This window comes from Pseudoalteromonas sp. SR41-4, assembly GCF_014163985.1.
Taxonomy (GTDB): Bacteria; Pseudomonadota; Gammaproteobacteria; order Enterobacterales; family Alteromonadaceae; genus Pseudoalteromonas; species Pseudoalteromonas rhizosphaerae.
The window spans coordinates 67,214-90,467 of sequence record NZ_JACJEI010000010.1; the positions used below are offsets into that span (position 1 = coordinate 67,214).

The 23,254-nt window shown below is 40.9% G+C and carries 21 protein-coding genes; 12 read left to right on the forward strand and 9 right to left on the reverse strand.

Going from position 1 to position 23,254, the window contains the following annotated elements; genetic code table 11:
- Positions 1 to 108: 108 nt before the first annotated feature.
- Positions 109 to 1,773: an amidohydrolase gene (locus H5180_RS10265; RefSeq protein ID WP_182731800.1), complete on the forward strand. Its 1,665-nt coding sequence runs from the start codon at positions 109 to 111 to the stop codon at positions 1,771 to 1,773.
- A 9-nt stretch (positions 1,774 to 1,782) separates the two neighbouring features.
- On the opposite strand, the gene H5180_RS10270 is transcribed toward H5180_RS10265, so the two are convergent.
- Positions 1,783 to 2,010, reverse strand: coding sequence for a YgjV family protein (locus H5180_RS10270; RefSeq protein ID WP_145235395.1), 228 nt, complete (start codon positions 2,008 to 2,010; stop codon positions 1,783 to 1,785).
- 268 nt (positions 2,011 to 2,278) lie between these two features.
- Between H5180_RS10270 and H5180_RS10275 the strand changes: the two genes are divergently transcribed.
- The gene (locus H5180_RS10275) at positions 2,279 to 2,935 is read left to right on the forward strand and encodes a Crp/Fnr family transcriptional regulator (RefSeq protein ID WP_145235393.1); all 657 of its coding nucleotides are present in this window, start codon (positions 2,279 to 2,281) and stop codon (positions 2,933 to 2,935) included.
- 263 nt (positions 2,936 to 3,198) lie between these two features.
- Here H5180_RS10275 and H5180_RS10280 read toward each other — a convergent pair whose 3' ends face one another.
- Positions 3,199 to 3,765, reverse strand: a complete 567-nt coding sequence (locus H5180_RS10280; protein WP_145235390.1) for a phosphoribosyltransferase — start codon at positions 3,763 to 3,765, stop codon at positions 3,199 to 3,201.
- Between the two features lie 234 nt (positions 3,766 to 3,999).
- The gene (gene pepB / locus H5180_RS10285; RefSeq protein ID WP_145235388.1) at positions 4,000 to 5,295 is read right to left on the reverse strand and encodes an aminopeptidase PepB; all 1,296 of its coding nucleotides are present in this window, start codon (positions 5,293 to 5,295) and stop codon (positions 4,000 to 4,002) included.
- A 90-nt stretch (positions 5,296 to 5,385) separates the two neighbouring features.
- Between pepB and sfsA the strand changes: the two genes are divergently transcribed.
- From sfsA to mdoH, 10 genes are all read left to right on the forward strand, one after another.
- Positions 5,386 to 6,102 (forward strand): DNA/RNA nuclease SfsA, encoded by a 717-nt coding sequence (gene sfsA / locus H5180_RS10290; protein WP_182758180.1) that lies wholly within the window; start codon positions 5,386 to 5,388, stop codon positions 6,100 to 6,102.
- A gap of 225 nt (positions 6,103 to 6,327) precedes the next feature.
- Positions 6,328 to 6,771: an RNA polymerase-binding protein DksA gene (gene dksA / locus H5180_RS10295; protein ID WP_145235383.1), complete on the forward strand. Its 444-nt coding sequence runs from the start codon at positions 6,328 to 6,330 to the stop codon at positions 6,769 to 6,771.
- A gap of 17 nt (positions 6,772 to 6,788) precedes the next feature.
- Positions 6,789 to 7,733, forward strand: a complete 945-nt coding sequence (gene gluQRS / locus H5180_RS10300) for a tRNA glutamyl-Q(34) synthetase GluQRS (RefSeq protein ID WP_182758181.1) — start codon at positions 6,789 to 6,791, stop codon at positions 7,731 to 7,733.
- 307 nt (positions 7,734 to 8,040) lie between these two features.
- Entirely contained in the window at positions 8,041 to 9,480 is a 1,440-nt protein-coding gene (pcnB, locus tag H5180_RS10305) for a polynucleotide adenylyltransferase PcnB (protein WP_404936340.1), read from the forward strand.
- A 2-nt stretch (positions 9,481 to 9,482) separates the two neighbouring features.
- The gene (folK, locus tag H5180_RS10310) at positions 9,483 to 9,968 is read left to right on the forward strand and encodes a 2-amino-4-hydroxy-6-hydroxymethyldihydropteridine diphosphokinase (protein ID WP_145235378.1); all 486 of its coding nucleotides are present in this window, start codon (positions 9,483 to 9,485) and stop codon (positions 9,966 to 9,968) included.
- Positions 9,969 to 9,999: 31 nt separating this feature from the next.
- A complete protein-coding gene (panB, locus tag H5180_RS10315) occupies positions 10,000 to 10,794 on the forward strand; it encodes a 3-methyl-2-oxobutanoate hydroxymethyltransferase (RefSeq protein WP_145235375.1) in 795 nt (264 codons plus the stop codon).
- A complete protein-coding gene (gene panC, locus H5180_RS10320; RefSeq protein WP_182739831.1) occupies positions 10,794 to 11,645 on the forward strand; it encodes a pantoate--beta-alanine ligase in 852 nt (283 codons plus the stop codon). Before panB ends, panC begins: the two co-directional genes overlap by 1 nt.
- Before the next feature lie 17 nt (positions 11,646 to 11,662).
- Positions 11,663 to 11,902 carry a hypothetical protein gene (locus tag H5180_RS10325; protein ID WP_145235371.1) on the forward strand — a complete coding sequence of 80 codons (240 nt, stop codon included), beginning with the start codon at positions 11,663 to 11,665 and terminating at the stop codon, positions 11,900 to 11,902.
- A gap of 336 nt (positions 11,903 to 12,238) precedes the next feature.
- Complete coding sequence (locus H5180_RS10330; RefSeq protein ID WP_259399563.1) at positions 12,239 to 13,903, forward strand: glucan biosynthesis protein; 1,665 nt, start codon at positions 12,239 to 12,241, stop codon at positions 13,901 to 13,903.
- Positions 13,875 to 15,836 (forward strand): glucans biosynthesis glucosyltransferase MdoH, encoded by a 1,962-nt coding sequence (mdoH, locus tag H5180_RS10335; protein ID WP_145235370.1) that lies wholly within the window; start codon positions 13,875 to 13,877, stop codon positions 15,834 to 15,836. Before H5180_RS10330 ends, mdoH begins: the two co-directional genes overlap by 29 nt.
- Positions 15,837 to 15,913: 77 nt before the next feature.
- On the opposite strand, the gene H5180_RS10340 is transcribed toward mdoH, so the two are convergent.
- The 6 genes from H5180_RS10340 to epd all read right to left on the reverse strand — a co-directional run bounded on the left by H5180_RS10340 (position 15,914) and on the right by epd (position 23,245).
- Positions 15,914 to 16,882, reverse strand: a complete 969-nt coding sequence (locus H5180_RS10340) for a PstS family phosphate ABC transporter substrate-binding protein (RefSeq protein WP_145235368.1) — start codon at positions 16,880 to 16,882, stop codon at positions 15,914 to 15,916.
- Between the two features lie 112 nt (positions 16,883 to 16,994).
- Positions 16,995 to 18,302 carry a phosphate regulon sensor histidine kinase PhoR gene (gene phoR / locus H5180_RS10345; protein ID WP_145235366.1) on the reverse strand — a complete coding sequence of 436 codons (1,308 nt, stop codon included), beginning with the start codon at positions 18,300 to 18,302 and terminating at the stop codon, positions 16,995 to 16,997.
- Between the two features lie 71 nt (positions 18,303 to 18,373).
- Positions 18,374 to 19,063: a phosphate regulon transcriptional regulator PhoB gene (gene phoB / locus H5180_RS10350; protein ID WP_145235364.1), complete on the reverse strand. Its 690-nt coding sequence runs from the start codon at positions 19,061 to 19,063 to the stop codon at positions 18,374 to 18,376.
- 625 nt (positions 19,064 to 19,688) lie between these two features.
- On the reverse strand, positions 19,689 to 20,753 hold the full coding sequence (gene fba, locus H5180_RS10355; protein ID WP_145235361.1) for a class II fructose-bisphosphate aldolase: 1,065 nt from the start codon (positions 20,751 to 20,753) through the stop codon (positions 19,689 to 19,691).
- A 230-nt stretch (positions 20,754 to 20,983) separates the two neighbouring features.
- A complete protein-coding gene (locus H5180_RS10360) occupies positions 20,984 to 22,159 on the reverse strand; it encodes a phosphoglycerate kinase (RefSeq protein ID WP_145235359.1) in 1,176 nt (391 codons plus the stop codon).
- Between the two features lie 69 nt (positions 22,160 to 22,228).
- Positions 22,229 to 23,245, reverse strand: coding sequence for an erythrose-4-phosphate dehydrogenase (gene epd, locus H5180_RS10365; protein WP_145235357.1), 1,017 nt, complete (start codon positions 23,243 to 23,245; stop codon positions 22,229 to 22,231).
- Positions 23,246 to 23,254: the final 9 nt, after the last annotated feature.

Here is a 23,254-nt window from a genome sequence, read left to right on the forward strand (position 1 = left end):
TCAGCATAGTTGAAATGCACAACGATAAATAATTTATTATATTTAATTTGCAGACTCAGTATTCTCTGTTACTGTTTAACTAACAAAAGCAGAAAAAGAATTCTAACAATGAAATGCTTACTCGCCTGTTTAATCACTTTATCTTTACCTGTGCTAGCTGATACCACGGTGATCTACAATGCTAATGGTTACACTCCAACTTACAGTGGCCAATTACAGCAATTTTCTACACTGGTTATTAAAGATGGCAAAGTAGTAAAAGTAGGAGACGATAAACTAAAAGCGAGTTTCCCTAATGCTGCAGTATTTGATGCCGAGCAACAAACCTTATTACCTGGTTTAATTGACGCCCACGGTCATGTGATTGGACTTGGTAATAATTTAGCGCAACTCGATTTACGTGGCAGTACGTCGATTGCAGAAATACAAAAAAAGCTTGCTGTATTTGCTAAAAATAACCGGGGCTGGATTATTGGCCGCGGTTGGAATCAAGAACTGTGGCCTAATAAGCAATTTCCTACTGCTGCTGACTTAGATAAAGTTGTCAAAGATGTTCCGGTGGTGCTTTCTCGTGTCGATAGCCACGCGATTTGGGTTAATAGCAAAGCGATGGAGTTAGCCAAATTAACACCCACAGTACAGTCACCAGCAGGTGGTGAAATTATTCGCAACCAAGCAGGTCAACCTAGCGGTATTTTTGTCGATAAGGCCGAAAGTTTAATTACTGCACATATTCCTACGCCATCTGATCAAGACGTAAATAATGCCTTAAATCAAGCTGGTCAACATCTGCTCAGCTTAGGTATAACCTCAACCCACGATGCTGGGATTGATAAACAAACATGGCAAGTTTACAAGCAAAGAGCTGAACAAGGCACCTTACCGCTGCGCATTGTTGCAATGCTAAGTGCAACAGATCCGTCCCTTGAAGATATGCTCAGAGCCGGTCGCTATAAAGATCTTAACGATTTCATGTCTATTCGTAGTGTAAAAATATATGCTGATGGTGCGTTAGGAAGCCGTGGCGCCGCACTACTGGCCGATTATGCAGATAGAAAGAATCACCAAGGTTTAATGCTCGAAACTCAACAAAAATTAGAACAGCTGTACACATTGAGCTTTAACCATGGTTTTAGCGCCAATACCCATGCCATCGGTGATAAAGCAAATCATATTGTGTTAGATGCCTATCAAAATGTATTTAAAAAAACCGGCGGGATTTTACTACGTAACCGTATAGAGCACGCACAGATAGTTGATCCAGCAGATATTCCTCGCTTCAAAGCACTTAAAATCATTCCATCAATGCAACCGGTGCATGCAACTTCTGATATGCATATGGCAGAGCAGCGCCTTAGCGATACACAATTACAAGGTGCATATGCATGGCAAACGTTTTTAAAGCAAGGCTCAGTAGTAGCTGCAGGCTCAGATTATCCAGTTGAACTGGCCAACCCCTTTGACGGTTTGTATTCAGCAATTACTCGCCAAGATCACAATCAATTACCCGCTAATGGCTGGCGAGTCACTGAAGCACTGAGCAGAGAAGATGCACTCAGAGCATTCACGTTAGGTGCTGCGTATGCCGCACATCAAGAATTTAAATTAGGTAGTTTAGAGCAAGGAAAGTGGGCTGACTTTATTTTAATCGACAAAGACTATTTTAAAGTGCCAGTACAAGAAATTTTTACCATTGTCGTAAATCAAACATGGATTGGCGGTGAATTACGCTACCAAAAAGCGCAAATTGATAACCAGAGTAAGGCGCAATAAACCACGCTATTATTGCGGTTTTTGTTGTTGACGTTTGAGCTTAATTAAATGATAAATATTTACGAAGGTTAGCAAACCATTAGTGATAGCCACAGGCCATGCAGCAATCGCAATACCGTAGGCTGTGAAAGCAATACAACCGGCAAGGTTAAACCAACGAAGTTTGCTCACATCACTCATAGTTAAAGAGGCAATAAGTAAAGCTGAGGCAAAATACCCCAAATATTCCCAACTCATTTGTTCTCTCCGGTACTTTAGGTTAGCATTGCAAATGTTGTAGTTTAGGCAAAGTTATTCCACAATATAGCAATAGTATAAAAAAGCTAACTTACTAAAAACCCAAAGCTGCTAAAAGCACACTTTAATAATCATTACACGGGATATCAGGTATTAAGCTTAATTAACCGAGTTAACTAAGCTAGTAAGTTAGCGTAAATTCTTAGAATCTTAATGCTAACGTCATTAAGATGTAATAAATAGGACAATTGTCCGAAGGGCATTGTTGATGTTTCAATATCATTTTTCTAGTTATCTCGTCGACCAGCTACTAACCTTTGCTGGCAGCCGTTATCAACAATCTAAAAAAGAAGTACTGATCCACCAAGATCAACCTCTTACAAAATTAGTGTTAGTCAGAAGCGGCACCGTATCGTTTAGTTATGATGTCGGTAATGGCCGCCGCTTACTGCTGGGCCAACTTGATTGCAACAACACCTTAATTGGTGAAATTGAAGCGCTAAACAATAACCCCTGCATTTATACAGTTACCTGCTTCAGTGACGTTAGCTACAACCTAATAGAACTAAAGCACTGGCGTGCCCTGTTACTTGAAAAGCCAGAGCTGAGTTTATACACAGCACAAACTATTGCCGCTAAGTTTCAAGAAAACCAAAAAATTAATTTAGATAAACTATTGTTGCCATTGGGTTACAATATCGCCAAAGACTGTTTATTACGTGCCGAAAATAATAACCCAACCCTGCTGCGCGCATACCCAACGGTAAATGCTGAAGCTGAGCGTTTTGCCACCACAGAGCGAGCCTATCGCCGCGTAGTATCGGAACTGGTAGAAAGAGGTTTAGTTGCACGCTCAAATGATGGACTCAAAGCGGTTGATTTAGATAAACTTAGCGATTACGTGGATAGTTTTTCGCAGCTATAGTTGCTAATTTAAGTAATTTAGCATTACTGCAATATCTTCTGATTATAAAAGATAAAAAGGCCTAGGGGCGATTAACTCTTTGTTACTTACATGGATGTAAGTAAGGGGCGTGAGCAGGACGCGGAAGCTTTGCTCGATTTTTACTTAGCCCACTAGGTTACAAATCTCGCGCCGCGATTAAATCGCCCCTAGATTGAACAAATTTCAATCCACAAAGGTCAACAGACCCTAATTAAGGCCTTTTTTATTTTTACTCGATAGATTTATTTTGCTAATAAAATATCGTGTATTTTTACTAAATCTGTCTTACCAGCGATGATCTCATCAGGTGTTAAACCCGATAGTTCATGCGGGAATACTAACCACTCTTCTGATTCATGAATGTAGTAGTCAGGTTTCATATCAACTTTAGAATTTTTTGGTTTGTAATACGGGCATGCAATGCGGATATCTTTAGGTAAGTTTAAACGCATCAATTCCGAAAGCTTTTCTTTCAGTGCAAAAATACTACGCCCTGAGTCAAATACATCATCAACAATCAATAACGAGTCACCTGCGTTAGCATTTTCAATAATGTAGTGTAGGCCATGTACTTTAATTTCTTTAGATTGCTTATTAATACCGTAATACGATGAAGTTCGCACCGCGATATGATCTGTCTCTATGCCCTTATAATCATAATACTCTTGCACTGCAATCCCAATTGGGGCACCCCCACGCCAAATACCAATAATAAAATCAGGACGAAAACCATCTTGGTATACTTGCGCCGCAACGCGAAATGAATCTTCAAGCAATTGTTGCGCTGTGATGTAGCACTTATCTGACATAATTAGAATTCCCAGTGTGAGTTGATCATTCAAGTATAGTTTATGAATACGACTTAAATAAAAGCAGCGCTTTTAATATAAGAAATATAACTTCAAACCTTAATCACTTGAAATGCAAAAGTGGAGCGAGATTTTAGCGCAAATAAACTAAAAAAGCTTGTTTCTGTTTGTAATTACATTTTTATAGCCAACAAAAAAGCGCCTAAAACGGCGCTTTTTTAAACATATTTAAGATTACGCTTTTTCTAGTAAAGTACGTGCAACCGTGCGCATCCCGACTGTTGTCGCGCCCGCAGCCCATTGACTCGTGCTACCCATATTAAACGCTGCCGCTAAATCCATATGCACCCAGCCTTTGCCGTCGTTTGGTACAAAACGTGACAAGAAACCAGCAGCATTTGATGCGCCACCATAACCACCGCCTTTTTGGGCACGGCTGTTAGCTGTATCAGCGTATGGTGAAGGACAGTTTTGTTGATGCCACTTTTCAAGTGGAAGTGGCCACGCGCCTTCCATTTCTTGCCCAGCAAAGCCTTCAACTTCACGTACAAACTCTTTATCAAGTCCAAATAAGGCATTGTACTCTTGACCAACAGCAACTAGCGCAGCGCCTGTTAGTGTCGCCGCATCAATAATTAAAGGTGCACCGGTTTCAGCTGCAGCCATTAAGCCATCAGCAAGTACTAAGCGTCCTTCAGCGTCAGTGTTAACAATCTCAACTGTCGTGCCGTTTTTATAGGTAAGGATATCACCCAGCTTATATGCATGGCCTGAAATAAGGTTCTCAGCACAGCATAAAAACAGTTTAATTCGTTTATTAATACCGCGACTAATAGCCAATGCCAAACCTGCGGTAACCGTTGCAGCACCGCCCATGTCGCACTTCATACCTAACATACCTTCGCTGGCTTTAATTGAATAACCGCCAGAGTCAAAAGTAATCCCCTTACCAACAAGCGCTGCATCTACAGGCGCATTTTCATCGCCAGTTGGATTGTAATCAAGAGCAAGTAATACAGGCGGGCGCTCACTACCGCGACCAACAGCATGGATACCAATCCACTGCTGCTCAAGTAGCGCATCACCTTTGATGATTTGATAGCTCACGTGTTCAGGAGCTAGTGATTGAATAAATTCAGCAGCTTTACCAGCTAAACTTTCAGGGAAGATATCATCCGCCGTGCCATTGATCATTTCACGCGCCCAAGTAGCAGAACGAAGTAATGAAGCAAGCTCTTGGCTATCTGTTTTAGCATTTTCAGCAAATTCAACACCGTGTAATGACTTAGGCGATACAAACCCTTGATAAAAAGCCCACTGTGTTTCTGTACACCAGCAATCACCAGCTAGCACGACATTTTTAACGCCTTGATTGGCAATACTGCGCGCGGCTTTTTGTACATTTACTAATGTTTCTTGTTCAGATAAATGAACCGTTGCACCGTGCTCATTAAAAGATAACGTGGCGGTTTCGCCCCAATGCGATGCAGCACCCTGCTCGCTTAATTGAACAACAAATTTTTCAGACATGTTAGAATACTCTTTGCGCTAAAATAGTGACAATGAGTTTACTATAGCCACAACAACTTCCCAACTGCTTGAGACCAAATAACTAAAATAATGAAATATACAACGCCACTCCAACACGCTACTTTAATCAAACGCTACAAACGTTTTTTAGCCGATTTACGCCTTAGCGATGGCTCAGAGTTTACCGCCCATTGTGCCAACACAGGTAAAATGACTGGTTGCGCGGAGCCTGACTTTGCAGCCTTTTATTCCACCAGTAGCAATCAAAAAAGAAAATATCCTCATTCATTAGAATTGACACAAAACCAGTTTGGCCATCTGATCTGTGTCAATACGGCAATCGCGAATAAAATCGTTGCAGAAGCACTTCATGCAGCGGTAATCAACGAGCTTAGCGGCTACACTAAAATACAGCCAGAGGTTAAATATGGTGATGAAAATAGCCGTATCGATTTTTTACTGACAGCTCCCCAACGCCCAGACTGCTATGTAGAAGTAAAATCTGTCACTTTACTCAGTCAAAATGATCCACAAAGTGGCCAAGGTTACTTCCCTGATGCCGAAACTCTTCGCGGTCAAAAACATATTCGTGAATTAATTGAAATGGTTGCACAAGGCCACCGTGCAGTGCTGCTGTTTGCTGTATTACATCAAGGGATTAAGCAAGTTAGTGCGGCACGCCACATTGACGAAAAGTACGCCCAACTAGTTGATTTAGCAATAACTAAAGGTGTCGAAGTAGTTGCTTATAAAGCCGATATTTCGAGCGCTGAAATTACACTAACAGAAAAGCTTACTTTTAATTAAAAGCGACTTGTTTTTAAGGTTTTCGCCCATATAACAAGGCAAGTTTTTAAGCACTTATTTAAAAGTAATCGGTGTAAAAACCACTTATCGTACCTTTTTTAATTTTATTGATGCGGTTTAAGTAAGACTAATTAATGAAAAATAAATTTGCCTAGGCCATAGGATTCTGTTATTTATAGCCGCCGGCTCATGCTGGGCATTATATTAAGGATTTAGGAGAAAGTTATGCCAGACCAAAAAAAATTAGGGTTATTGGCTCAGGCCGGATTAGAACCATACCAGGAAAAGCCGGGCGAAGAGTATATGAATGATGCACAACGCACTCATTTCAAAACTATTTTGGAAGCATGGCGCAACGATTTACGCAATGAAGTTGACCGTACTAAATCGCATATGCAAGACGAAGCAGCTAACTTCCCTGATCCAGTTGACCGCGCAGCACAAGAAGAAGAGTTCTCTTTAGAACTTCGTACTCGTGACCGTGAACGTAAACTGATCAAAAAAATTGAAAAAACGATCCAATTAATCAAAGAAGATGATTTTGGTTTTTGTGACTCGTGCGGGATTGAAATTGGTATCCGCCGTTTAGAAGCACGTCCTACAGCTGACTTATGCGTAGACTGTAAAACGCTTGCGGAAATCAAAGAAAAACAATCTGGACGTGGTTAATTACTAGTAATTAATCAATGTCTACCACAGCCGTTACTGCGCCTATGCGCAACTATCGCGGTCGCTTTGCGCCGTCACCTTCTGGACCACTTCATTTTGGTTCTCTTGTGGCGGCTGTGGGCAGCTACCTTGACGCGAAAAGCAACCAAGGTACTTGGTTAGTCCGTATTGAAGATATCGACACCACACGTGTTATAGACGGCGCCGCTAAGGATATTCTCAATACCTTAGAAGCCTATGGTTTGTACTGGGATGAAGACGTAGTCTATCAAACTCAACGCCATGACTTGTATGCGCATACCATTAATAACCTAAATAACCAGCAGCTAATTTATGCTTGCCACTGCTCGCGCAAAGAAATTAAAGCGCTTGGCGGTATTTATCAAGGCCAATGTCGTCATTTAAAGTATAGTCAGAACAGCAGCGCACTGCGGTTAATTCAGCAACATGCTACATGCCAATACCATGATCTCATTCAAGGTAAGGTAAATGTAGCTCATGATCTCGCCCACGAAGATTACTTAATAAAGCGCAGTGATGGGCTATTTGCTTATCAACTAGTGGTGGTCGCAGACGATATTGCCCAAGGTATCACTCATGTCGTACGCGGCGCAGACTTGCTTGAACCAACCGCACGCCAATTGAGTTTATTTAAACAATTAGCTGCCACCGCGCCCCATTACGCACATTTACCATTAGCCGTTGCTAAACCAGATTTTAAATTATCAAAACAAAACTATGCCCCAGCTATTAGCAAAAGTAACCCCAAACCGGCTTTGCTGAGTGCATTCGAATTTTTAGGGTTGGCGCCCAAAGATGAATTACTTGAACTAAATATCGAGCAAATGCTAGCTTGGGCAGTCGACAATTACAGCTTGCAAAACGTCCCTAAAATGACACAAATTCAAATTTCGCAAAACCCACACAGTCATACAACCGCCTTTACGCATTTAAACAAATAAAAATTCACTAAAAAAGGCTAATTTTAAGGCCTTCAACTTAATTTTTAAGCTGTGCTGGTATATGATAGCCCACCTTAAATGTGCAATTCATTTAATTAATACCAATTGCGTTAAGGTTGTACACGATTCAGCAGTCAAGTAGCCCAATAACAGGATAATAATTTCCAGCATCGTTATGCTAGAAAATTTTAACCCTAGCAATGACTGTTTAACTGACTAGAATAAACAAGACTCTAATACCATAGGTATTACCAAGTAAACGCAACACATGTGCAGTTAATAGTAAAGTGAGGCTATACTTGGTTTGATTTTTGATGGCGTCCATCAAATAACCGAATTCTGTAGGAGACAGATTATTATTTCCAAGCTTTTTCAATTTTGTCGGCAAATTATTGGCCCAACCGCCTCTGTAACAGCCGAACATACCCAAGTCTCTGCGCAGCCTTTAATAGTTGGACGCAATGAGCATGGTATTTCTCGCAAACAATTTAGCCCAAATGCAATCAAGGTATTATATCGCCTGAAAGACGGAGGCTTTGATGCCTACCTTGTTGGTGGTTGCATTCGTGATATTTTGTTAGGTCAACAACCAAAAGATTTTGATGTGGTCACCAATGCCACTCCTGATCAGGTTAAAAAGCTATTTCGTAATTGCCGCTTAATTGGCCGTCGCTTTCGTTTAGCACACATTGTTTTTGGTCGTGAAATAATCGAAGTGGCCACCATGCGAGGTCATCACGAAGCGCCTGAAGATAAAAACCAAATTAGCCAATCTAGTGACCAAGGACAACTGCTGCGCGATAACGTTTTTGGTAGTATTGAAGAAGATGCTGAACGCCGCGATTTTTCAATCAATGCGTTATATTATTCAATTAATGATTTTTCAATCCATGATTATGCTAATGGCTTAGCAGCTATTAACGCTCGACAAATCGAGATGATTGGTGATCCAGCAACCCGTTACCGCGAAGATCCTGTACGTATGCTGCGCGCAGTTCGCTTTGCAACCAAACTCGATATGTCGATTGCACCGGCAACCGAGCAACCATTAAATGAATTAGCAAGCCTGTTAGATAATATCCCTGCAGCGCGGTTATTTGAAGAAACACTGAAACTGTTTTTAAATGGCAAGGCCGAAGCAAACTTTTTAATGCTACGTAAATATGGCCTTTTCAAATCATTATTCCCAGCCCTTGATAGTATTTTAGATAGTAATCCTGATGGCTTAGAATTCGCTTTAATTCAACAGATGTTCCGTAATACAGATGAGCGTATTAATGCGGAGAAAAAAGTAACTCCAGCATTTATTTTTGCTGCATTGTTATGGTTCCCATTATTGCAGATCACTAAAGCACTGCAAGAACAAGAGCAACTATCTGAATACGATGCTTTCGCTCAAGGTATGAACAAAGTACTCAGTGATAATGCCCAACATATCGCCGTACCAAAACGCTTTACCCTTGGCGCTCGTGATATCTGGCATATTCAACACCGCTTAGATAAACGCTCAGGACAACGTGCATATCGCCTGACACAGCAACCACGCTTTAAAGCTGCGTATGACTTTTTACTTTTGCGCGTACAGGCCGGTGAAAAACAGCATCAGCAATTAGTTAACTGGTGGACTGACTATTTAAAACAAGACATCAATGGTCAAAAAGAGCTAGTTAAAGCGTTAGGTACGCAAGGCGCAACAAAAGGCCGTCGTCGTACTCGCCGCCGCAGCCCAAAACCAGCGGCTGAATGATCATGGAAACCGTCTACCTTGGTTTAGGGGCTAATTTAAACGCCCCTCGTACTCAGCTAGATCATGCTGTTGCAGCACTGCGTGCATTGGCTGATTGCGAGTTTATTGGTGTATCGCATTATTACGCGAGTAAACCGATGGGCCCGCAAGATCAACCTGACTACGTTAACGCTGTTGCGGCGCTAAAAACCACGCTATTACCTGAGCAGTTGCTTGATTTAACACAACAGATAGAACTTGAACACGGTCGAGTACGAAAAGCACAGCGCTGGGGGCCGCGCACCTTAGATATTGATATTTTATTATTTGGTGATCAAGTCATTAATAGCGAGCGTTTAATTGTGCCACATTATGGTCTAACTGAACGCGAGTTTGTGGTTTACCCGCTACTTGAAATAGCCCCAAATATTACGCTGCCAAATGGTATATTACTTCACAGTATTAGCACTAATTTGGCACTAAACGAATTACAACAATTACCTCTGTAATTAATTTCAGGCCGTTGCCTACGAGGATACTATGTCTAAAATAACCGTTTCTACGCTTAATAAAATGAAAGCAGACCAACAAAAAATCACGGCATTAACGGCCTACGATGCCAGCTTTGCAAAGTTATTTCATGATAACGGCGTAGACGTTATTTTAGTCGGTGATTCGTTAGGCATGGTGTTACAAGGTGGCGACGATACACTGGCTGTCACCAATCAAGATATTGCATATCATACTCGCAGCGTACGCGCCGGGAGCCGTGATTTATTCGTCATTGCAGATATGCCATTTATGACCTACTCAAACCCAGCCGAGAGCTGTAAAAATGCAGCAGAATTAATGCGAGCTGGCGCTAACATGGTCAAACTTGAGGGGGGCGAATGGCTGTATGACTCAGTTGTTGCGCTGACTCAACAAGGTATACCGGTATGTGGACATTTAGGCTTAACACCGCAATCAGTACATGTGTTTGGTGGTTTTAAAATCCAAGGCCGTAGTGAACAACAAGCACAAAAAATGATTAGCGATGCTCAGGCGCTTGCCGCGGCAGGCGCACAAATGCTGGTTCTTGAATGTATTCCATCTGAACTTGCCAAATTAATTACTGACGCGGTTAATATTCCTACCATTGGTATTGGTGCAGGTAATCAAACTGATGGCCAAATTCTAGTCATGCATGACTTAGTTGGCATTTCAGCAGGTTACATCCCTAAATTTTCTAAAAACTTTTTACTCGAAACAGGCAATATGCCGGATGCGGTTAAAAAATATTGTAGCGACGTTAAAAGTGGTGCTTTTCCAAGCACGGAACATGAGTTTAAATAATGCAGTCGATCACTGAAATAAAATCATTACGTAGTCAAATTAAAGCATGGCGCCAAGCAGGGCTTAGTGTAGCACTAGTGCCAACTATGGGTAATCTACATCAAGGGCATTTTTCACTCGTTGAGAAAGCCAAAAACATGGCTGATAAAGTCGTGGTTAGTATTTTTGTAAACCCAATGCAATTTGGTGTCAACGAAGATCTTGATAACTACCCGCGCACCCTCATTGCGGATAAACAAGGACTGGCAGAGCTTGGTACTGATATTGTATTTACCCCAAGTGTGGAAGCCATTTACCCTAACGGTTTAGATGCGCAAAGCTTTGTCGATGTGCCAAATATATCAATGGGTTATTGCGGCGGATCACGTCCAGGTCATTTTCGCGGTGTAGCAACGGTGGTTACTAAATTATTTAACTTAGTACAACCTGACTATGCTTGCTTTGGTGAAAAAGACTATCAACAGTTGCAAGTGATTAAAACCATGGCTCATGACCTGTCAATTCCAGTAGAAATTATTGGCGTTGCAACCAGCCGTGAAGTGTCTGGGTTAGCTATGAGCTCTCGCAATGGCTACTTATCAGAAGCTCAAAAAGAAACAGCGACAGTGCTATTTAAAACCCTTAATTGGAGCGCAGAACAGTTAAACTCGGGGCAGCGTGATTTTGACGACATATGCCGACAAGCAAAGCAGCAACTAGAGCAAGCAGGGCTCAAAATTGACTACTTTGAAATAGCTCAGCGCGATACCTTAAAAAAAGCTACACTCAATGATAGTCAACTAGTGATTTTGGCGGCAGCCTTCTTAGGGCCAGTAAGGCTAATAGACAATCTGCTCGTTGATATTACATAAAAATAATTGGGATAAGCATGAATTCATTATTAAAATTATCAAGCATTTCGCTGTGTATAGGCATATTAGCTGGGTGTCAAAACCAAATAGAAAATCCAGAAATGCAGCAATGCGCACAACAGAATTATCAATGTGAAGTGAACTGCGAACAGCAAAGCACCGGCGAAGGCATGGTATATAAAGTATGTAATACTAAATGTATTGAAGCCTATAACCAATGCAAAGCAAATGCCCAAGCATTAGGTAATGTGCAATAACTAATGTTAACTTGCCAATTATCATGATTGGCAAGTTTCCTCCCTCCCAGCGCCTACTTTAGGCAAACTTTCTACATCCAACCATCGTGATTTTTCTGCCATTCACCTTATAGCAAGGTTTACTCTAGTAATATCTACTGACATTAGTAATAAGTAGTCATACATTGCGTGTAATTATTTTCAGTTTATACAAAGAAAGTACACCCTCTACGATACTAGTAAATATAAAGTCATTGAAATATATAAGTTTATTTTAGGTTCGTTTTTTGCAAACTTGAATTCAACTAACTAAAGCATTTTAAAATTAACCAGATAACGGCTAAAGGAAAAAACCTCATGGAAACGATAACGCGGGCAGCTCTGTATCCATCATTTAAAACGAGGGTATTATTAGGTGCATTATTAGCCTTGTGTGCATGTAATGTCAGTGCGGCAGAACAACCAATAACAAAATCTGATGCGGATACTGCTGATGCTGTACCAACTACACAGCCAACTTTGCTTACAATCCCTTCCGAAAAATTATTTGCGGTGGTAACAGCTAGAGCCAAACAACTGGCTGCCAAAGACTACGTAGCAGCTCCCGTAATTGCTGTTGATGCGTTAAATAATATTAATTATCAGGACTATCGAGCGATTCGTTTTCGTCAAGATCATGCGATCTGGAAAGATGAAAGTTTATATGAGGTACAGTTATTCCATCCAGGTTTTCTCTATAAAAACCCTATCGCGATTAACACAGTTGATGCTGATGCGAAGGTAAAAAATCTACCATTTAAAACTGATTACTACTGCTATGATGGCACCGCAGCACCACTTGAGCAGGAAATTACCGCGGCTTTAGGCACCACTCAGTTGGGGCATGCCGGTTTTAGATTACACTTTCCTCTAAACAATAACGACTACAAAGATGAAGTTGCTGTATTTCAAGGCGCTTCATATTTTCGCATAGTGGGCCCTGATCAAGTGTATGGTATTTCAGCACGTGGCCTAGCGATTGATACAGCACTCAGCTCTGGTGAAGAGTTTCCAGTATTTAAAGAGTTTTGGTTAGTTAAGCCAAAACCTGAAGACACACATATTGTGCTATATGCATTACTTGATAGCCCTTCTGTTACTGGCGCATATCGTTTTGAGATCAGTCCATCAACAGCAACTGAAGTAACAACTAAAATGCAAATATTCGCCCGCAAAGATATCAAAAAACTAGGTATAGCACCGCTTACAAGCATGTTTTACCACGGCGAAAATAGCACTAAATTCTTTGATGATTACCGACCAGAAGTACATGACTCTGATGGTTTACTAATGCAATCACAAGACAATAAATGGGTGTGGCGTCCGCTAAATAACCCTAAACAGCTTAGTGTAACATCATTTGGTTATGACAATCCAAAAGGTTTTGGACTAGCACAGCGCGACCGTGAGTTTAATAACTATCTCGATACTGAGGCACATTATCATGCCCGCCCAAGCCTGTGGATTGAACCACAAGGACAATGGGGAAATGGTCGAGTTGAGTTAGTAGAAATACCGACTGATACCGAGACCAATGACAATATCGTTAGCTATTGGGTACCAGAGCAACCACTTAAAGCAGGTGAAACACTTAGTTTTAGTTATAAATTGTCAACATTTAACGCGGCGCTTGCAAGCCAAGATAAAGCCCGAGTTTTACGCACTCGCATTGGCAGTGCTGCATTACCCGGTGAAGAAAATCCACCACCAAAAAGTCATCGCCAATTTACGGTTGACTTCACTGGTGACAATATTAACAACTTGTCAGCCAAACTAAAATTGCTTGCTAATTTGACCCTAAATTCAGGTGAAATAAGCGATAAAACAGTTCAACAATTACCAAATAATGAAGGATGGCGTGTTGCTTTTAAAGTCGCGCCAGAGGGCGGTAAGCCTGTAGACATGCGCTTATCATTAACACTACGTGACAAAGAAGTTAGTGAGGTATGGAGTTATGTCTGGTATCCAAATGACGTCGAGTAACAGTACAATGCCTTTTAAAAAGACTCGTGTATGGCTTTTTTCACTGTTAGTGTTAGCCATCTCAGCTTATGGTATGTGGATCATGTTTGATATTTTAAATTCAAATGGCATGACCCCGCTTGAGTATGCATTACTTGCGCTGTTTTCAATTACCTTCACTTGGATTGTGACCGCATTTTGCAGTGGCTGTATGGGATTTATTTTACAATTATTTAGAATTGACCCGCTGACACTGACGCGCCAAAAAGCAATCGAAATTGATCAGCAAGCATTGAGTAAAACCAGAACTGCTGTCGTTATGCCTATCTACAATGAAGATACGCAGCGAGTTATCGCAGGTTTTGAAGTGAGCTTACGTTCACTGATAAAAACAGGCCAATTTGCGCATTTTGATTTCTACTTATTAAGTGATACACAAGATAAAGAAATAGCTAACAATGAGCTAAAAGCGTGGCATGCCTTGACCGAACGCCTAGGTGATTTTGCCAAACAAACTTTTTACCGCCGCCGTGAAGATAACAAACACCGTAAAGTAGGTAACTTAACTGACTTTTGCGAGCGTTGGGGCAGTAAATACGAGCACATGATTGTACTTGATGCAGATAGCATCATGACGGGCCAGTGTATGCTTGAGCTCACCAGCAGCATGATCAACAATCCACAAGCTGGGCTTATTCAAACGATTCCGATCCCTGTTAGGCAAGATACCTTCTTTGGTCGCTTTCTACAGTTTGCGTCAGTACTTTATAGTCCAATGCTAGCAACCGGTTCAGCTTTTTGGCAGACTAATCACGCTAATTACTGGGGCCACAATGCCGTCATTCGGGTTAAAGCGTTTATTGATTGCTGCGGTTTACCGGTGCTCAAAGGAAATGCCCCTTTCGGCGGCGAAATTTTAAGTCATGACTTTGTCGAAGCATCATTACTGCATCGTTCTGGCTGGGATGTATTATTACTCAGTGATATACAAGGTAGCTACGAAGAAGTACCGAGTAATATTTTAGATTACGCTATTCGCGACAGGCGTTGGGTGCAAGGCAACATTCAACATTTAGGTTTGTTACCTGCGTCGGGTTTAAAAATAATCAGCAAGCTGCACTTTTTATTAGGTGCAACGGCATATATTTCATCATTAATTTGGTTATCAATGTTAGTGCTAAGTACCATAGATGCGGTCACCCGTGCACTAAACAGTAATGTCTATTTTAATCAGGCGTATCAATTATTTCCGACTTGGCAAATAGCAAAAACAGAATTAATTAACTCGTTGCTTTTTGTCACAATTGTGTTGTTATTATTACCGAAATTAATGGGGATTATTGTCACACTGATCCATCGTAATAAACAATTTGGCGGCTCATTTAAATTAATTTTAGGCTCAATCATTGAAACCGTGTTTGCCATTATTATCGCCCCGCTGATGATGGTTTTTCATAGCTACTTTGTGGTGTGTGTATTTTTAGGTAAAAAAGTAACGTGGGACGCCCAGCCTCGATCAGGCCGCATGGTTCCGTGGCAAGAAGCGATAGGTTACACATTACTATCAACCTTAATCGCCTTAGCTTGGGGCGGTATTGCTTATTACTTTACGCCTGTATTCTTTTGGTGGTTATCGCCGATTTTAGTTGGATTGATCTTAGCAGCCCCAATTGTACGATATTCAAGTAGCATAGGCTTAGGCGTTAAATTACGTAAAATGGGCATATTTATTTGCCCGAGTGAAGTTGATAATAACGACACCCTTGCAGCCTTACGTGTACATGAGCAAGAAATAGCATTACCGAATGATGATGTTGCTAACTTTACAATCCCTACATTGGGGCAAGAGCAACCTAGCGTAATGCCAATTCAGAGCTTTAAGCGCCAAGGTTTAAGTAAACGTAAACGCGTTTTAAATGCCCATCAACAGCTCAAAAAGAAACTATTTAACTAACCTGAACTTAGTTGATATAAAAAAACCGCGCAATTTACATTGCGCGGTTTTTTATTAATTCATAGTTGGCGTTAAGTTTAAAGAAGACCTAGCTTCTTAAGTTCGCCCATTGCCATCTTGCCAGAAAGTGGTACATAACCATCTTTCTCTACAATTTTTTGGCCATCTTGTGATAACACCATTTTTAAGAACTCTGCTTCAATAGGTGCAAGCGGTTTATTCGGGTGTTTATTCACATAAACATATAAAAAGCGCGACAGTGGGTATTTACCTGTTGCTACATTTTCAAGTGTTGCATCAACAAAGTTATCGCCTTTTTTCGCCAGTGGTACAGTACGTACGCCTGATGTTTTATAACCGATACCTGAGTAACCAATTGCATTCACTGATGAAGAAATTGATTGCACTACCGATGCTGAACCTGGTTGCTCGTTCACGTTGTTACGGAAGTCTCCTTTACATAGCGCTTTGTTTTTAAAGTATCCGTAAGTACCAGATACAGAATTACGGCCATAAAGCTGAATGTCTTTTGCAGCCCAATTCCCCGTTAAACCTACATCACTCCAACGAGTCACATCTGCATCAGCACCACATTTACGAGTTGAAGAGAAAATCGCATCGATTTGGTCGATACGTAAACCTTCAATTGGATTGTCTTTATGAACAAATACTGCCAATGCATCAATCGCTACACGTACTTCAGTAGGTTTATAACCGTAACGTTTTTCAAACGCTTCGATTTCTTTTGATTTCATTCTGCGGCTCATCGGGCCAAAGTTTGCTGTGCCTTCTGTCAATGCCGGTGGCGCAGTAGATGAACCAGCCGCTTGAATTTGGATGTTCACATTTGGGTAAATACGTTTATATTCTTCAGCCCAAAAGGTCATCATGTTGGCTAAAGTATCAGAGCCCACAGATGAAAAATTACCTGAAATACCACTGGTTTTTTGATACTCAGGAATAACTGTATCTACTGCCATTGCTTGTGCAGATACAAATGTTGTTACTGCCACACCCATTGCGGCTACTAGGTTTTTAAATCTCATTAGGTTGCTCCGATTTTGTTCGTCTATTTCTTAACTGTCGTCTACTCTAAAGAGAATAGATGACAGTTAGATTACTCTAAAATGACACTTTTATGACTTTGGGCTTTTTGGCTCAATTATTTAATAGCACTGTTTTTTCACGACTAAAAGCAAACGAAAAACATGATCCTTCGCCTAATTTACTTTTAATTATCAATTGGCTATCGTGACGAGTTAATACATGTTTGGTGATGGCTAAACCCAGCCCTGAGCCACCGGTGGTACGACTACGCGCTTTATCAACCCGATAAAAACGCTCAGTTAAACGATTAATATGCTCTGGTGCAATACCATCGCCATTATCAACCACTGAAAAGTACGCTTGATTATCTTTTAGCTGCCAGCTTACGGTTATTTTACCGCCCGCCTTGGTGTAATGAATGGCATTAAACACTAAATTAGAGAAGGCACTGCGCAGCTCCTCTTCAGCGCCTTTTATATCGACGTTAGCATCAATATCAAATATCAACTCATGCCCTTTGTCTTGATTCAATGATTGTGCTTCAGTCCTAATATAGCTAAGTAACTGCGGTACATTGATGGCTTTATCATTATCTTGACGTCGAGCGCCTTCAATACGTGATAACGACAATAGCTGATTTACCAAGCTATCCATGCGTTTACACTGTTCAAGCATAGTACCTTGTGCTTTATTCCACATTGCCGGTGGTGGCACCATATCGCCATCAAACATTTCTAAGTAACCTGTAACAACGGTTAATGGCGTACGTAGCTCATGAGATACATTGGCCACAAAGTCTTTGCGCATTTGCTCAAGTTGCTTCAGTCGCGTGACATCACGCACAACAACCATTAATTGTGAGCTGGCATATGGCATTACCCGAAACTCTAAAACTTGCTCAACACTGTGACCATTTTCAAGTTCTAATGCTTCATCAAACAATTCCGTTTGCATATATTTCGCAAATTTAGGATCGCGAATAAGGTTGTCAAGCCGTTGACCATGATCCGCTGGCCACTGTAATCCAAGCACTTTTAAAGCTAGTTGATTACACCAAACAATACTTAAATCACGTTGTAGAACAATAACCGCATCAGGCACTGCTTCTGCGCCATCGCGAAAACGACGGATCAAATCAGCTAATTCATTACGTTTTTTACGGTTGCGATGTTGTAAATGGTAGATCCCTTCAAATACTTGCTCCCATGCCCCCTCGCCTTCAGGTGGATTAAAACTACGTTGATTCAATAGCCAATCACTGAGCCGATAGAGTTGATGATAATGCCAAACAAGCAGTGAAAAAGATCCTAAAAATAAAAGCAAAAATGGCGCACCAATAAGCACGCCAATTAATAATAAAGGTAGGAAATAGATAAACAGACGCTTTGCTAACGCCTGCTTATTAACAACTCGATACATACACTCACTTTACCTTAGAGTAAGTAAATTTAAGCCAAAATTAGTTATTGGCTTGGTCATCTCCATGACTCTTATAATTTACTGGAAAAACGATAGCCTGCACCACGTACAGTTTGTACTAAACGGTCATGACCAAGCGGTGCAATCGCTTTGCGTAAGCGACGAATATGCACGTCTACGGTTCTATCTTCAACATAGACATTAGTCCCCCATACGTTATCTAGTAGCTGTTCACGGCTATAAACACGTTCAGGATGAGTCATAAAGAAATGCAATAAGCGAAATTCTGTCGGTCCCATATCCAACTCGCTACCTTCAGAGGTAACACGGTGTGAAATAGGATCAAGACGTAAACCATGTACATCAATCGCTTCTTCCAATGAAGTAGGCGACACACGACGAATAACGGCTTTAATACGCGCCATTAATTCTTTTGGTGAAAATGGTTTAGTAACATAATCATCAGCACCGACTTCAAGACCGCGAACTTTATCTTCTTCTTCGCCGCGAGCAGTCAGCATAATAATAGGAATTTGGCGAGTATATTCACTTTGCTTAAACTTTTTAGCAATTTGAATTCCACTACCACCTGGTAGCATCCAATCTAATAACACCATATCTGGATAAGGCTCTACCATCGCTGCAATGGCTGAATCGTAATCTTCCGCTTCAATTGCTTGAAAACCATTTTGCTCTAATACAAAAACCAGCATCTCTCTGATCGGTGCTTCGTCATCGACGACAAGTACTTTACGTGACATTCCAATTTATCTCTTTCGTTATCGAACTAGTTTTCATTATTATGACTAAGTATGACATTTTTATGAAAGTGTAACGTGTAAATCGAAATGCGGGGTAAAAAATGCAAAATAAACCCGTTTAAGGTACAAAATTAGCATACATTATCAAATTTCACATTTAAAAATCATACTTTATAATTGCTACATTACTACTTTGTATTAAATTCCCCTTTCAATAATCAACTATACAGTATCACGATGTAAGCCACGAAAGCATCTTCACACTCTAACTCAATTAAAACGCCTATTAACATCGGCGATCATTAACAGAGATCAAAATCCTACCAAGTTTCATTTCAGGGATCATTCGTTTACCAACCGAGTTAGATCTGGGATCAGTGTTTTACCTAGCCAAAGCCATAAGTTGTTGATCATTTATACAACAAAGCTTTGAAATGGCTATTTTTATAACAAAACCTCTGCCAATCAAGCTGATCCTTAGTAAAAATCTGATCCCAACAAAGCACAGTTAGTAAAGCAATGATCCCAAAGCCCCTGCTTGGTAAAATAATGATCTTTTACGATCAGGTATAAAAAAGCCAGTAGCTTTAACACTACTGGCTGTTTTATAACTTAATAAATTAAATTATTTAATTTTCGGATCTAATTCACCCGTTAAATATTTAAGGTGCATCTCATCAAGTGAGATTGGTTTGATCTTACCTGCTTGACCCGCTGTACCAAATGACTCATAACGTGCAACACAGATCTCAGTCATTGCTTTTGTCGCTTCAGCTAAATACTTACGTGGATCAAAGTTTGCTGGATTAAGCGCAAGATGGCGACGAATAGCCCCTGTAGATGCTAATCGTAAGTCTGTATCGATATTTACTTTACGCACACCAAACTTAATTCCCTCAACGATCTGCTCAACTGGCACACCATAGGTTTCTGGGATCTCACCACCATATTGGTTGATGATCTCAAGCCATTCTTGCGGCACTGATGACGAACCGTGCATAACTAAGTGAGTGTTAGGAATACGTGCGTGGATCGCTTTAATACGATCAATCGCCAAAATATCATCCGTTGGCGGACGTGTAAATTTATACGCGCCGTGTGAAGTACCACACGCAATCGCTAAGGCATCAACATGGGTTTTACTTACAAAATCGGCCGCTTCTTCTGGATCGGTTAGCATTTGGTCTGTGGTTAGTTTACCTTCAGCACCAACGCCATCTTCTTCGCCAGCTTCGCCAGTTTCAAGTGAGCCTAGCACACCTAACTCGCCTTCAACAGACACACCACAAGAGTGTGCAAGTTCAACAGTTTTACGCGTTACATCAACGTTATACTCATATGATGATGGTGTTTTACCATCGCTCATTAACGAGCCATCCATCATCACTGATGAAAAACCTAATTGAATTGAACGTTGGCAAACGCCAGGTGAGGTACCGTGATCTTGATGCATTACCACTGGAATATGTGGCCACTCTTCAATCGCAGCTAAAATCATATGACGTATAAATGGGGCACCAGCATAGGCACGAGCGCCAGCTGAACCTTGTACAATTACTGGGCTGTTAGTTTTGTCAGCCGCCATCATAATAGCGCGGATCTGCTCTTGGTTATTAACGTTAAATGCTGGTACGCCATAACCATGTTCAGCTGCATGATCAAGAAGTTGTCGCATACTGATTAAAGCCATTTGGTATTCTCCAAATTGTCGATAGCTGCGCACGCGCAAAACTACCTAGTTCGAACGGAATAGTTGAGTTCGGTGCAATCACTGCACCTCGATAGTATTGGCTCTTGCCAAATTTACCGTCATACAAAACCAGCTATTAAATAAGGGTGAGAGGTATTTAATATCTGATCATACTCAGTGTAGTTAGCAGCCTAAACTAACAATTGCTAACTACATTGAGTAAACGCTAATTACTTAGCGCGTTGTTCAAGCATAGCAACTGCTGGTAATTTTTTCCCTTCTAAAAACTCAAGGAAAGCACCACCGCCAGTTGAAATATACGAAATTTTATCGGCAATGCCGTATTTATCAATCGCTGCTAACGTATCACCGCCACCAGCTATTGAGAACGCATTTGAATTAGCGATTGCTTGAGCAATAGCACGGGTGCCATTACCAAACTGGTCAAATTCAAATACACCTACTGGACCATTCCATACAACAGTACCTGCATTAGCAATAATTTTTGCAAGTTTGCTCGCTGTATCTGGGCCAATATCAAAAATCATATCTGTGTCTGTTACTTCGCTAACATCTTTTAATGTTGCAACGGCTGATTCTGAAAACTCATTGCCAACAACCACATCAGTAGGTACTGGTATTTCACCATTATTACTTTTAGCAGCCGCACTTAGCTTATTTGCTTCATCAATTAGGTCAGCTTCGTATAATGACTTACCAACCGGGTAGCCTGCCGCAGCAATAAAGGTATTTGCAATACCGCCACCAGTGACTAATTGATCAACAATCGTTGAAAGTGAATCAAGTACTGTTAGTTTAGTTGATACTTTAGAGCCGCCCACAATCGCCACTAATGGACGAGCGGGGTTATCAAGTGCTTTACCTAATGCCTCTAATTCAGCCGCCAATAGTGGGCCTGCACAAGCAACATCTGCAAATAAACCAACGCCATGGGTAGACGCTTGAGCACGATGGGCGGTACCAAATGCATCCATTACATACACATCACATAATGCAGCAAGCTTTTTAGATAACGCTTCGTCATCTTTGCTTTCGCCAACATTAAAGCGTACGTTTTCAAAAACGACCACTTCATTATCAGCAATTTCAACGCCATTTAAGTAATCTTTTTCAAGACGTACATTTTGTTCAAGTGCTTCATTAAGGTAATCAACAACTGGCGCTAAAGAAAACGCTTCATCATATTCCCCTTCCGTAGGGCGGCCTAGGTGTGACATAACCATTACTTTAGCGCCTTTTTCAAGGGCTAATTTAATACTCGGTAATGCAGCACGAATACGTGCATCTGAGGTCACTTTACCTGCTTTTACTGGTACATTTAAATCTTCACGAATTAACACGCGTTTGCCGTTTAAATCTAAATCCGCCATATTTATGACCGACATGGACTTCTCCTTAGTTAACGATACTGACTTGAAATATATAGGTTTTATTTTTAGGTTTGAACTTTTATATTAATTACTTGCTGCCATCATCACTCGTGCTGTATCGAGCATTCTATTAGCAAACCCCCACTCATTATCACACCACACTAACAACTTTATCAGTCGTTTATGACTGACTCGTGTCTGTGTGCCATCTATAATACAAGAATGTGGGTCATGATTAAAATCAACCGAGACCAATGGCTCTTCGGTATAACTTAAAATACCTTCTAGGCGGTCTCTCGCTGCTGCTTTTAATACCTTATTTACCGCTTTTAAATCAACATCGGCGTTGACAGTCACACTCAAATCCATCGCAGTAACATTGATAGTAGGTACTCGCACCGAAATAGCTTCAAAGCGGCCATGGAACTTAGGTAAAATACGCTCAATACCGCGAGCTAATTTAGTATCAACGGGAATAATCGACTGACTCGCAGCGCGGGTACGACGTAAATCATGATGATAAGCATCAATTACTTGCTGATCATTCATCGACGCATGAATAGTCGTAATCGCCCCTGATTCTATACCAAAGGCATCATCAAGTACTTTAATCACCGGTACTATACAGTTTGTGGTACATGATCCATTAGAGACAATCGTATGCTCAGCGAGTAGTTCATCATCATTGATACCATAAACAATAGTGGCATCAACATCCGCATCTGCGGGCTGAGAAAATAAGACTTTCTTTGCGCCAGCATCAAGATGTAATTGCGCATGTTCACGAGAGTGATACACACCAGTACATTCTAAAACCACATCAACATCAAGTAACTGCCAAGGTAATTCACGCGGGTTTTGTTCTGCAAATAAAGCAATTGTATCGCCCGCTACCGATAAGGTGTCTTCACCTAAAGTAACTGGAAACGCAAAACGGCCATGAGACGTATCATATTTAAGAAGATGAGCGATCCCTTGAGGATCAGCAAGTTCATTAATCGCAACAATTTTGATCTCGTCGCTTAAGCCCGATTCATAAAGAGCGCGAACAATATTTCGACCAATTCGACCAAAACCATTGATTGCAAGTTTGATTGCCATGAAGAAGAA